General features: G+C 59.5%; 9 protein-coding genes. 6 read left to right on the top strand and 3 right to left on the bottom strand.

The window, feature by feature from the left end:
- Positions 1–86: 86 nt before the first annotated feature.
- A complete protein-coding gene (locus JFT87_RS24675; protein WP_201191433.1) occupies positions 87–281 on the bottom strand; it encodes a DUF6316 family protein in 195 nt (64 codons plus the stop codon).
- 210 nt (positions 282–491) lie between these two features.
- On the opposite strand from JFT87_RS24675, the gene JFT87_RS24670 reads away from it, so the two are divergent.
- Positions 492–1,454 carry a DMT family transporter gene (locus JFT87_RS24670; protein ID WP_201205638.1) on the top strand — a complete coding sequence of 321 codons (963 nt, stop codon included), beginning with the start codon at positions 492–494 and terminating at the stop codon, positions 1,452–1,454.
- A 105-nt stretch (positions 1,455–1,559) separates the two neighbouring features.
- Here the strand turns inward: JFT87_RS24670 and JFT87_RS24665 are convergent, their stop codons facing one another.
- Positions 1,560–2,954, bottom strand: a complete 1,395-nt coding sequence (locus JFT87_RS24665; protein ID WP_201205636.1) for a class II fumarate hydratase — start codon at positions 2,952–2,954, stop codon at positions 1,560–1,562.
- A gap of 192 nt (positions 2,955–3,146) precedes the next feature.
- On the opposite strand from JFT87_RS24665, the gene JFT87_RS24660 reads away from it, so the two are divergent.
- The 5 genes from JFT87_RS24660 to JFT87_RS24640 all read left to right on the top strand — a co-directional run bounded on the left by JFT87_RS24660 (position 3,147) and on the right by JFT87_RS24640 (position 7,552).
- The gene (locus JFT87_RS24660) at positions 3,147–3,674 is read left to right on the top strand and encodes a DUF2059 domain-containing protein (RefSeq protein ID WP_201191427.1); all 528 of its coding nucleotides are present in this window, start codon (positions 3,147–3,149) and stop codon (positions 3,672–3,674) included.
- Positions 3,675–3,686: 12 nt separating this feature from the next.
- Complete coding sequence (locus JFT87_RS24655) at positions 3,687–3,986, top strand: BolA family protein (protein WP_201205634.1); 300 nt, start codon at positions 3,687–3,689, stop codon at positions 3,984–3,986.
- A 174-nt stretch (positions 3,987–4,160) separates the two neighbouring features.
- Entirely contained in the window at positions 4,161–5,102 is a 942-nt protein-coding gene (trhO, locus tag JFT87_RS24650) for an oxygen-dependent tRNA uridine(34) hydroxylase TrhO (RefSeq protein ID WP_201205632.1), read from the top strand.
- A 37-nt stretch (positions 5,103–5,139) separates the two neighbouring features.
- Positions 5,140–5,742 (top strand): DsbA family protein, encoded by a 603-nt coding sequence (locus tag JFT87_RS24645; RefSeq protein WP_201206749.1) that lies wholly within the window; start codon positions 5,140–5,142, stop codon positions 5,740–5,742.
- The gene (locus tag JFT87_RS24640) at positions 5,735–7,552 is read left to right on the top strand and encodes an ATP-binding cassette domain-containing protein (RefSeq protein ID WP_201205630.1); all 1,818 of its coding nucleotides are present in this window, start codon (positions 5,735–5,737) and stop codon (positions 7,550–7,552) included. Before JFT87_RS24645 ends, JFT87_RS24640 begins: the two co-directional genes overlap by 8 nt.
- Positions 7,553–7,556: 4 nt before the next feature.
- Here the strand turns inward: JFT87_RS24640 and JFT87_RS24635 are convergent, their stop codons facing one another.
- Entirely contained in the window at positions 7,557–11,702 is a 4,146-nt protein-coding gene (locus JFT87_RS24635) for a deaminase domain-containing protein (RefSeq protein ID WP_201205629.1), read from the bottom strand.
- Between the last annotated feature and the right edge of the window lie 143 nt (positions 11,703–11,845).

The following is an 11,845-nucleotide window of genomic DNA, read 5'->3' as shown; positions in this document are numbered from 1 at the left end:
AGCCCGCTCCCACATTTAACCGCATTCTCCTGGGAGAACTCGGTTAAATGTGGGAGCGGGCTTGCTCGCGAAAGCAGCACTGCGGTCTAGTGACTGGTACTCAATAGTTGCATCCGCTCGATATACGCCTGAATCTCCCGCATCGCCGCTTCAGGGCTGTCAAACGGCCCCTCGAGGGTGTTTTCCCGAGTGCTGAAATACAACTCCCCATTCACCCGGCACAACCGGTCACTGCGAAAGTGCGTGGTAGGGGCGTTGTCCTGGGCGCGCATGCCGTACATGGCAATCTCCTGAGTGTAGGTCCTGTTTACGGATCCAATGAGCTTATGCCTGAAGTACTTGCGGCGCCTGGCGACCTGATCGACGGCACTTCGTCAATTTAGCGTTGCGACCTGCACCGTTTCATTTGCGGCCAGCGAGCAACTGTCCCTGTGTGCCTCCGGGCGCTGGGCCTAGAATGACCGCTCTCGCCATTGGGCTTCGGGGGCAGCATGCACATTTCATCAGGTCGCTGGGTTTACGGGCTGTTCCTGGCGTTGCTGACGGCCCTGCTGTGGGGAATCCTGCCGATCAAACTCAAGCAAGTGCTGCTGGTGATGGACCCGGTGACGGTGACCTGGTTTCGCTTGCTGGTGTCCGGCGGTTGCCTCTTTCTATATCTGGCGACGACCAAGCGTCTGCCGAGCCGCAAAGCGCTCGGCCCGAAGGGTGGCTGGTTGGTGCTGATGGCGGTGCTCGGCCTGGTGGGCAATTACGTTTTGTACCTGATGGGCCTAAACCTGCTCAGTCCCGGCACCGCGCAATTGGTGGTGCAGATGGGACCGATCATGTTGCTGATCGCCAGTCTGTTTGTGTTCAAGGAGCGGTTCAGCGTGGGGCAGGGGATTGGCCTGCTGGTGCTGCTGATCGGTTTCGGGCTGTTTTTCAATCAGCGCCTGAGCGAATTGCTCACCTCCCTGACTGACTACACCGCTGGCGTATTGATGGTGTTGGCGGCGTCCACGGTCTGGACCTTCTATGCGCTGGGCCAGAAGCAATTGCTGACGGTGTGGAATTCGTTGCAGGTGATGATGGTGATTTATCTGTTCTGCGCGCTACTGCTGACGCCGTGGGTGCATCCGCTGGAGGCGCTGAATCTGAGCCCGCTGCAAGGCTGGCTGCTGCTGGCGTGCTGCCTGAACACACTAATCGCTTATGGCGCATTTGCTGAAGCGTTGGCGCACTGGGAGGCTTCGCGGGTCAGCGCGACATTGGCCATTACGCCGCTGGTGACGTTTGTCGCCGTGGCACTGGCCGCATCGTTGTGGCCGGAGTACGTGCATGCCGAAACGATCAATGGCCTGGGTTATGGCGGGGCGGTGTTGGTGGTGCTCGGGTCGGCGCTGGTGGCGTTGGGGCCATCGTTGATGGCCGGGCTCAGGGCGCGGCGGTTGCGGATGGCGGTCGGTCGATAGACCGCGTCATCGTTCTTCGCGGGCAAGCCACGCTCCCACAGGGGAATGCGATCACCTGTAGGCGCGAGCCTGCCCGCGAAGACTGACTGTCAGGCGCTACACATCTCAGCCCTTGGCACCCGCCTCCAACATATTCTCCGGTCTTACCCAGGCATCAAACTGTTCATCGGTCAGATAACGCAACTGCAACGCCGCCTCACGCAAGGTCAGTCCTTCGGCGTAAGCCTTCTTGGCAATCTCGGCGGACTTGTCGTAACCAATGTGCGGGTTCAACGCGGTCACCAGCATCAAGCCACGTTCCAGGTGTTCCGCCATTTTCGCTGCATCCGGTTCCAGCCCGGCGATGCAATGCTGCTGGAAGTTGCTGCAACCATCGCCCAGCAGGCGAATCGATTGCAGCAAATTGTGGATGATCACCGGTTTGAACACGTTCAATTGCAGGTGCCCCTGACTCGCAGCAAAGCCGATGGCGACGTCGTTGCCCATCACTTGGCAAGCCAGCATCGACAAGGCTTCGCACTGGGTCGGGTTGACCTTGCCAGGCATGATCGAACTGCCTGGCTCGTTGGCCGGCAGTTTCACTTCAGCGATACCGGCGCGTGGTCCGGAGCCGAGTAAACGCAGGTCGTTGGCGATTTTCATCAGCGTCACGGCGAGGGTTTTCAGCGCTCCCGACAGCGTCGTCAGCGGTTCGTGGCCGGCGAGCGCGGCGAATTTGTTTGGCGCAGTGACGAATGGCAGGCCGGAGAGCGCGGCCAGTTCGGCGGCGATCGCCTCGCCAAAGCCGTGAGGCGAGTTCAGCCCGGTGCCGACAGCGGTGCCGCCCTGCGCGAGTTCACACACGGCTGGCAGTGCGCTGCGGATCGCCCGCTCGGCGTAATCCAATTGTGCGATGTACGCGGACAGTTCCTGGCCAAAGGTGATCGGCGTGGCGTCCATCATGTGGGTACGCCCGGTCTTGACCAGTTTCATGTGCCGGGCCGACAGCTCGGCCAGCCCGCCAGACAACTCATTGATAGACGGCAGCAAATGCTGCTGCACCGCTTGAACGGTGGCGATATGCATGGCGGTAGGGAAGCAATCGTTGGAGCTTTGGGAGCGGTTGACGTGATCGTTGGGGTGTACCGGCGACTTGCCGCCGCGGGCGTTGCCGGCCAGTTCGTTGGCGCGACCGGCGATCACTTCGTTGACGTTCATGTTGCTCTGGGTGCCACTGCCGGTCTGCCAGACCACCAGCGGGAACTGATCGTCGTGGTTGCCGTCGAGTACTTCGTCGGCCGCTTGCTCGATCAACCGGGCGATGTCCGCGGGCAAGTCGCCGTTGCGGTCGTTGACCCGGGCCGCGGCTTTCTTGATCAGCGCCAGGGCGTGCAGCACAGCCAGGGGCATGCGTTCCTGACCGATGGCGAAGTTGATCAGCGAACGTTGGGTCTGGGCGCCCCAGTAGGCGTCATCCGGGACGTTCACTTCACCAAGGCTGTCGGTTTCGATACGGCTCATCGGTCACACTCCTGTAGGTCTGATTGCGCAGTTTAGGCCGTGTTCGGCAGCAGTGGTTCCATCAGTCTGTTTTTTGACCACTGAGCCTTAGAAATCAAGCCCCATAAGGGGTGGGGGTTGAGCCATGACGTTTTTTAGGCGCAGAATGGTCGCCCTTGGGGTTTTACCTCGCCTGCTAGAAAAGGAAACTCGATGACTCGTCTTCGTGCCATCTGTACCGCGGTTGCACTGGTTTGCGCCAGCGGCCAGGTTTTTGCCGATACCGCCAGCCACAACGCCAGTGCCGAAGCTTTCCTGACCCTGGCGCACGCTGACAAATTGGGCACTCCGGTGTACATGCAAGTGCAGCAAATGTTCGCTCAGCGCTTTGAGCAAACCAAAGCCCCTGAATCGAAAAAAGCCCTGCTGGATACCTACCAGGCCAAGGCCAACGCCGCGCTGGACGCAGCCATTGGCTGGAACAAGCTGAAGCCGGACATGGTCAAGCTCTACACCACCAACTTCAGCGAATCCGAGCTGAAAGATCTGGTTGCGTTCTACCAGTCGCCACTGGGTAAAAAAGTCCTGGAAAAAATGCCGCAGCTGACTCAGCAATCGGCCCAGATGACTCAAGCCAAGCTCGAAAGCGCAGTGCCTGTGGTCAACAAACTGCTGGATGACATGACCAATGAGCTGGTGCCTAAAGGCGCCGCTGCTCCAGCTGTCAAGAAAAAGCCTTAAGCGGAGTTCGGTATGACCATGCAACAACGCATCGAGTCGACGCTGGGGCTGTTGCAGCCCGAGCACCTGCAAGTGCTGGATGAAAGCCACATGCACAGCCGTGGGTTGCAAACCCACTTCAAGGCTGTGGTGGTCAGTCAGCAGTTCGAAGGTCTCAATCGCGTCAAGCGTCACCAGAAGGTCTACGGCACTCTGGGTGAGCTGATGGGTGAGTTTCATGCGTTGGCGCTGCATACCTACACGCCTGAAGAATGGGCACAGATCGACGCGGCCCCGGCCTCGCCGACCTGTGCAGGAGGAAAGCAGCGATAAGCTTCGAGCTGCAGGCTGCAAGCAGAATCACAAGCGGCAACGGACCGCTTGGCGCTTGAAGCTCGCCGCTTGAAGCTGCTTTTTTGCTAGAATCCGCAACGCGCCGCTTACCCGGCGCGTTTTTTTTCGCATCCGGTTCACCCCTTACGAGGGTAGCCACCTGGAGAATCACCCATGACACAACAGATTGTCGTGGCGGCACTTTATAAGTTCGTCACCCTGGAAAACTACGTTGAGCTGCGCGAGCCACTGCTGCAAGCGATGGTCGACAACAGCGTCAAAGGCACGCTGCTGATCGCCGAAGAAGGCATCAACGGCACCGTCTCCGGCAGCCGCGAAGGCATTGACGGGCTGATGGCCTGGCTCAAGAACGACCCGCGCATGGACGATATCGATCACAAAGAATCGTACTGCGACGACCAGCCGTTCTACCGCACCAAAGTCAAACTCAAGAAAGAAATCGTCACCCTCGGCGTCGAAGGCGTGGACCCGAACAAAAAGGTCGGCACCTACGTCGATCCAGAGAACTGGAACGCGCTGATCAGTGATCCGGAAGTCCTGTTGATCGACACCCGCAACGACTACGAAGTCGCGATCGGCACCTTCGAAGGCGCCATCGATCCGAAAACCACCAGTTTTCGCGAGTTCCCCGACTACATCAAAGAACACTTCGACCCGGCCGTGCACAAAAAAGTCGCGATGTTCTGCACCGGCGGCATTCGTTGCGAGAAGGCTTCGAGCTACATGCTCAGCCAAGGCTTCGATGAGGTCTACCACCTCAAGGGCGGGATTCTGAAGTACCTCGAAGAGGTGCCGCAGGAAGAAACCAAGTGGCAGGGCGACTGCTTTGTGTTCGATAACCGCGTGACCGTGCGCCACGACCTGAGCGAAGGCGACTACGATCAATGTCATGCCTGTCGTACACCGATCAGCGCCTGCGACCGCGCATCCGAGCACTACGTGGCCGGCATCAGTTGCCCGCATTGCTGGGATAAGCTGAGCGAGAAAACCCGTCGCAGCGCCATCGACCGGCAGAAGCAGATCGAACTGGCCAAGGCGCGCAACCTGCCGCACCCGATTGGTTACAACTACAAGCAATCACCTTCCGAGGCTTGAATCCATGTCTGCCCGCCTGCTCTATGTGATGGACCCGATGTGTTCCTGGTGCTGGGGTTTTGCGCCGGTGGCCGAAGCGCTGGTCGAGCAGGCGCAGGCGGCAGGGGTGGAGTTGCATCTGGTTGTAGGCGGCTTGCGCACCGGCAGTGGCGCGGCTCTGGAGCCGACCACCCGGCGCTACATCCTTGAGCACTGGCAGGCGGTCACCGAGGCTACCGGTCAGCCGTTCAAGCTCGACGGCGCGCTGCCTGAGGGCTTTGTCTACGACACCGAGCCTGCTTGCCGGGCCTTGGTGACGGCGCGCAGCCTGGCGCCGGATTGCGCCTGGACGCTGCTGGGGCTGATTCAACACGCGTTTTACGCCGAAGGGCGCGACGTCACTCATGCCAGCGTGCTGGTGGAGTTGGCGGAGCAGGCCGGTGTGCCGCGTATCGAGTTCGCCGCCGCATTCGACCGCGCCGATCAACACGCCGCCACCGCGGCCGATTTCACCTGGGTTCAGGACCTCGGCATTGCCGGGTTCCCGACCTTGCTGGCCGAACGTGATGGTCAACTGGCGTTACTGACCAACGGCTATCAGCCGCTGAGTGTCCTGTCACCGCTGCTCGGCCGCTGGCTGGAGCGCGCTGCCTGTGCATGACCTGCCCGATGACGCCCCAACTCCACCGCGTGTCGATCGACTGAGCTGGGCGGAAATCCGTCGACTGGCCCTGCATCACAAGAAATCCCTGTGGATCGCCAACGGCGTCGCCGTTCTGGCGACCCTGTGCAGCGTGCCGATTCCCTTGCTTTTGCCGTTGCTGGTGGACGAAGTGTTGCTGGGTCACGGCGACTCGGCCCTGAAGATCATGAACCACGCACTGCCCGATGCCTGGCAGAAAGCCGCCGGCTATATCGGGTTGATGCTGCTCGTGACGTTTACCCTGCGTTGTGCGGCATTGCTGTTCAACGTGGTGCAGGCGAAGTTGTTTGCAGGTTTGGCCAAGGACATCGTTTATCGGATCCGTGTGCGGCTGATCGAACGTCTCAAGCGCATTTCCCTGGGCGAATACGAAAGCCTGGGCAGCGGCACGGTGACCACGCACCTGGTTACCGACCTGGACACCCTCGACAAGTTTGTCGGCGAAACCCTCAGTCGTTTCCTCGTGGCGATGCTGACCCTGGTCGGCACCGCGAGCATTTTGTTCTGGATGCACTGGAAACTGGCGCTGCTGATCATGCTGTTCAACCCGCTGGTGATCTACGCCACGGTGCAACTGGGTAAGCGGGTCAAGCACCTGAAGAAGCTGGAGAACGACAGCACCTCGCGCTTCACCCAGGCGTTGACCGAAACCCTGGATTCGATTCAGGAAGTGCGCGCTGGCAACCGTCAGGGCTTCTTCCTCGGACGACTCGGCCAACGCGCCCGGGAAGTGCGCGACTACGCGGTGAATTCCCAGTGGAAAACCGATGCGTCGAACCGTGCCAGCGGCTTGCTGTTCCAGTTTGGTATCGATATTTTTCGCGCGGCGGCGATGCTCACCGTACTGTTCTCCGACCTGTCCATCGGCCAGATGCTCGCGGTGTTCAGCTACCTGTGGTTCATGATCGGCCCGGTGGAGCAATTGCTGAATCTGCAATACGCCTACTACGCTGCCGGTGGTGCGCTGTCACGGATCAACGAGTTGCTGGCCCGCGCCGATGAGCCGCAATACCCGGGCGGCGTCGATCCGTTCCAGGGGCGCGACACGGTGGGCATCGACGTTCAGGGCTTGAGTTTCAGTTACGGCGACGAGTTGGTGCTGGACCAGATGAACCTGACCATCGCTCCCGGTGAAAAAGTCGCGATTGTCGGCGCCAGCGGTGGCGGCAAGAGCACCCTGGTGCAGTTGCTGCTGGGCTTGTACACGCCGCTGGCCGGGACGATCCGCTTCGGCGGCTCGACCCAGCAGGAGATCGGCCTGGAAACGGTTCGGGAAAATGTCGCGGTGGTGCTGCAGCATCCGGCGTTGTTCAACGACACCGTGCGGGCGAACCTGACCATGGGCCGCGAACGCAGTGACGAAGCCTGCTGGCAGGCCCTGGAAATCGCTCAGCTCGATGGCACGGTTCGCGCCTTGCCCCAGGGCCTGGACAGTGTTGTAGGTCGTTCCGGCGTGCGCTTGTCCGGCGGGCAGCGCCAGCGTCTGGCGATTGCCCGGATGGTCCTGGCCCAACCGAAAGTGGTGATCCTCGATGAAGCCACCTCGGCCCTTGATGCCGCCACCGAATACAACCTGCACGAGGCGCTGGCGCGGTTCCTCAGCGAGCGCACCACCCTGATCATTGCCCACCGACTGTCAGCCGTTAAGCAGGCTGACCGCGTGCTGGTGTTCGATGGCGGGCGCATCGCCGAGGATGGCGACCATCAGCAATTGATTGCTGAGGGTGGTTTGTACGCCAAGCTTTACGGGCATCTGCAACGCCACTGAGTGCTCACTTCCAGAGCACGTTCATCGCCTCCGGTCCGCCTTCATAACCAAACTGCTTCATCACCACCGCGCAGGAATCGCACGGCGCCATGGTCGTGGCGATGGTGATCGAGTCCAGGGTTTGCGCATCCGGGTATTTGCCGCGGATCACGCGGATGAGTTTGCTCTCCGTATCCAGTGAAGTCGGCCGTGAGGTCAGGGCTGGCGAGTAGGTCTCGATGTTGTCGATGGTGTGAGGAATCGCGCGGATCTTTCCGGAATCGGAGACGCTGAGCGAAGTCGCCGAGAACCTGCTGGCATGATCAATGTTGATGTAGGTCGTGTCACCGAGCGTTACTTGAGCGGAGTCTTTATGCCGTGCAAACAGGGGCAGGAAGGCGGTGTCGCCCTGTTGCCCGGAGACACTGACATACACTTCCCGGGTGCCGCTTTGCGTGCTGATTTCAGCGAACGCGATGTTTCTCGGGCTGTGCAGCTTGTTCCCCGTGCGGTGGCTGATCAGGTGCTGCAGTTGCTGCATGGTGTTGTCGATCTTCAGTGCCTTCGCTCCGCCCGCCGCTGAATCAACGGTGATCACGGTTTCCTCGAACAATGCATTGAACACCCGCGCCGTGGTCTGCCGAATACTGTCCGGTGCCGCTCGGGACAGTGACCAGGTAGCGGCACCGTCACTGGAATGCCTGACGATCATTCTTGTGGAATGGTCGAACAGAACCGCTTCTCCCGGGCTGGTGTCGACTTTGATCAATCGCAGGGTGTCGGGTGGGTGGGTGAGGCCGCCAATCGGAATGGCAAGTTCTTCCATGGCCTTCAATGCCCGCTCCACTGCTGCGGTGCCGTAAATCCGTGCCATGTTGTTGGCATTGAGCGAGCCGGTGTAGACCGTTGTCAGTTCGTCTCGGAGCTCGGTTGGCAAGCTGTCGGCTTTGCGCAAGGTCAGGGGAGTGGAGAGACTTTGCCCGGGTGGGAGATCGGCAAAAAAGAAATCTCCGGCGTCCAGTCGAGTGAATACGTAATGCTTTGAACCGTCGATGGCCGGCACGATGATCGCCCCTGTCTCAAGGGTATCGACCCGATTGCGCGCACCCAAGGGAATCTCCACGTTGATTCTTGCGTAAATGCCTTTTTGAAAAGCCAGTGTCGCCGGGTGCTGGTTCTTAACTTTCAGGGTCTTCAGCCGCAGTGGTTGCGCGGCAATCGCTGGCGTGTAAATGCTGTCGCCAAACCAGGGTGCCCAGCCTTTGCTCTCGTCAAAACTGCCAACGGCCGGGGTGGGCGCCGGTTCACGGGTGACATAGCGGGTTTTGCACAGGTCATCCCCGGCGCGCTTGACCCGGCATGGCAGCGCTTTGTACAGCGGTCGATCATCAATCAAATCGGCGCGGCGCAGGTGGTCGCCGTCGAGGCGGTACGGGATGTCATCGACCAACAGCGTGGTGCGACCATCGACCTCAAATATTTCCCGGACGCGCGCGTGCTCCGGTAGTGCTGCCAGCGCATGGTTTTCAGTCGGCGGCAACGCCTTGAAGGTCGATCTGCCGAGGACGAGTTGTCTGTTGTTGTGCAGACGCGGGCCGTAGGGCAGGGACGTTGCGGGATCGACCAGATGCAGCCGCTTCAAATCCGTTGATCGGGTGTGGCGCACCAGTACGTCATCAATGCCGTTGATCGTCGCCAATTGGTCGTTCACGGTCAGCGCTTTCCAGTGACCGGGATCGATTGCTTGCGGCAGGTTGTGAAACAGTCGGAAGTTCGCAACTGCGCTCAGCGTTCTGATGCCCGTGGCGCCCGCGCGACCGGCGATGAGTAAGCCTTTTCCCACACCTTTGAGCAGCGACGGAATGCCGTCCAGCGGGTTGAGGTTTTTGACTGAAGACAGCAACAGCTTGCGGGTCAGCGTCGAAAAGGTCGGCAGGCTGGCCTTGACGGTCACGCGCGCTGTGCCGGTTGCAGTCTTGATCAAGCGAATCGACCCCGACATGAACTTGCCGATGGGGCAAAGAAACGAGGCCAGGTCCAACAGCAGCCCGACGCCGCCCAGCACCTTGCTGTTGGCATTTTCCGCCTGCAGATCATCAAAGCTGCCCCAGAAAGGCACGAATCCTTTGACGATCGTTACCAGCATTTCCAGGCGGTTTTCGCTTTCTGCGCGGAGGATGTCGAAAGCGCTCATGCCCCGGGCGTCGATGCGCAGTTGCTGCTCATCGACATAGAGAAACGTCGAAGCGATGTAATCGGCCACATCATTCAGGCGCGCGGTCAGCGCTACCGGTTGACTGCCTGATTCGACTGCGTCTGCTGACGGTACATGCGCCACGTGATCGAAATAACCTATGCAATAAGCTTTTTGCGCAGGCGTCGTGCCATCGAAATGAGCTTTGTCGTCGATCAGCAGTGAAGTGCTGATGTTGCGTTCGGGCGAATAGGTTTGGTTGGGGATGACCGCGTGCAAAGGAAATTCGGTGCGGACGCCAGCGATAGTCGAAAATCGCAAACCGGGTCGTAAACGGATAAGGCCGGCGCTTGGAATGACTTCGTAGTAACTGATCTCGTCGTCCTTGCTCACCTTGAGCAGGAAACCCTTTCTGGCCCTGATGTCTGTCGAGTGCCCGTTCTGCTTGAGTGGGATGCGCAGTCGCAGCACCTCGACATCACCCTGTGAAATCGTCCCGCGTTCAGCGAGTGGCAGGGACGCCATCAGGCTGGCAATCAAGGTTTTATAGGCCTGCGTGGCCGTTATCAGGTAGCGGTCGAAGGCAGATTCAAACACCACGTTGATATTCGGCAGTGTCTTGCCGTTGGCAATGAATCCTCCGGAAAAATAGGGCTGGTAATGCCCAGCGGCATCTTTGCGCTCGAGCAAGCATCGCCGTTTGTTGTCGATCCGCAACGTTGTGCTCGTGCGTGTCGTGCCATCGGCTTCGGTAACGCCCCACCTTTTTTGGTTTTCAAACTGATCGTCAACGTAGAGGTCGAGAAAGGTGTAGCGGGTCAGCTTCACATTCGGCATGTCCCTGAATGAAAGCGATGTGGGTGGATCGAGGGGGAAAAACCGCTGGCCAAGTGATTCCAGTGCGTTGCTGCCAAACTGATCGTCAATAAAGTGCCTGGCCATTTTCAGCCGTTCAGGGATTGGGTCTTCGAGTGCCATTACGGCCGTATTCAAACCTGCGCTGTGGGTTTCCAGTGCCTTTATCGCTCGCTCGAAATCTTCCTCGCTGTAGTCTGAGGCGGTTCGCGGCTCAACGAATCCCATGCACACCGCCCATTCCAATGCTGGGCCAAGCCGCAATCCGGCAATGTGTTCAAGTTGATCGGGAGTGGCGCCTTCACTCTGTTGTAGAGGCAGATTGACCAGCGCCTGAAAAGGCAACGACTGTGTGCGATTCAACCCCAGTGCCTCGGCCAGCAGCACGCCGTGCATGAAGTTGACCCACACCACTGAGCTTTTATAGCGCAACTCGGACGGCACATCGGCAACCGCGAAATCCCCGGAGAGCCGGTTCCGGGTAATCCGCGCCAGGATGATCGCCTCTTTGGTATTGGCCGCACGAAGGCTGCGTTGCAAGTGCTGTTCGAAGTCATCGTGCAGTGTCTGGTAACTCTTGCCCCAGTGGGCAGGGGCTTGCCAGTCGAATCCGGCGAGTGCTTGTGGTTCCTCGGCCAGTGGCTTGTGCAGGTAAAGGCAGATGGCTTTGCAGAGCAGTTGATAGCGCACCGACTCCGGTGTCTTTTCACCCGGCAGCGCGCCATACCATTTGAGGGTTTTCAGCAGACGGTCTGTCAGATCCTGTGAGGGTGCGGTATCGAGTATTCGCTGGAGAAACACCGAGGGGGTTGCGCGTACGTCTTCACTGGAGGGGTGATACAGCACGTCGCCGGCCAGGCGGCGGATCAACAGCGGACTCGACTTCATGAAGTCTTTGACGGTGTCGTAGATGCGCTCATCCATCCGTTGCGCGTTGTAAGTGTCGATGCTCATTGACTGCGCGAGCGCAGGCTTCGCGCGTAAAAGTGATCTGTACCGTTTGTGATCGCGGGCGGTAGGGCGGGCAATCAGCGCGTCGATATCCGCGACTTGATCGCGCCCCAGGGCTTGTCTGGCGACGTATTCTGCGGTCTCGGGTGCCGTTGAAGAGGTCAATGTCATGTCGCACTCCTTGCGTAGGGTTTCCTCCAACAGAAGGGGAAACCTGAAGTGCCCAGTAAATCGAGTCTTGCCGTAGCGATGGCGGTACATATATATACGTGCCGCCGGACTGCAATGAGGCTTATCCGCTTCTTGCCGTAACC

This window comes from Pseudomonas sp. TH15 (assembly GCF_016651105.1).
GTDB lineage: Bacteria > Pseudomonadota > Gammaproteobacteria > Pseudomonadales > Pseudomonadaceae > Aquipseudomonas.
This window is presented reverse-complemented; position numbering and strand designations above follow the sequence as displayed.

Excerpts from the sequence above, each read along its gene's own strand:
- JFT87_RS24675 (WP_201191433.1), bottom strand. The coding sequence starts at position 281 with ATGTACGGCATGCGCGCCCAGGACAACGCCCCTACCACGCACTTTCGC.
- JFT87_RS24665 (WP_201205636.1), bottom strand. The coding sequence starts at position 2,954 with ATGAGCCGTATCGAAACCGACAGCCTTGGTGAAGTGAACGTCCCGGAT.
- JFT87_RS24635 (WP_201205629.1), bottom strand. The coding sequence starts at position 11,702 with ATGACATTGACCTCTTCAACGGCACCCGAGACCGCAGAATACGTCGCC.
- JFT87_RS24645 (WP_201206749.1), top strand. The coding sequence starts at position 5,140 with ATGTGTTCCTGGTGCTGGGGTTTTGCGCCGGTGGCCGAAGCGCTGGTC.
- JFT87_RS24670 (WP_201205638.1), top strand. The coding sequence starts at position 492 with ATGCACATTTCATCAGGTCGCTGGGTTTACGGGCTGTTCCTGGCGTTG.
- JFT87_RS24660 (WP_201191427.1), top strand. The coding sequence starts at position 3,147 with ATGACTCGTCTTCGTGCCATCTGTACCGCGGTTGCACTGGTTTGCGCC.
- JFT87_RS24655 (WP_201205634.1), top strand. The coding sequence starts at position 3,687 with ATGACCATGCAACAACGCATCGAGTCGACGCTGGGGCTGTTGCAGCCC.
- trhO (WP_201205632.1), top strand. The coding sequence starts at position 4,161 with ATGACACAACAGATTGTCGTGGCGGCACTTTATAAGTTCGTCACCCTG.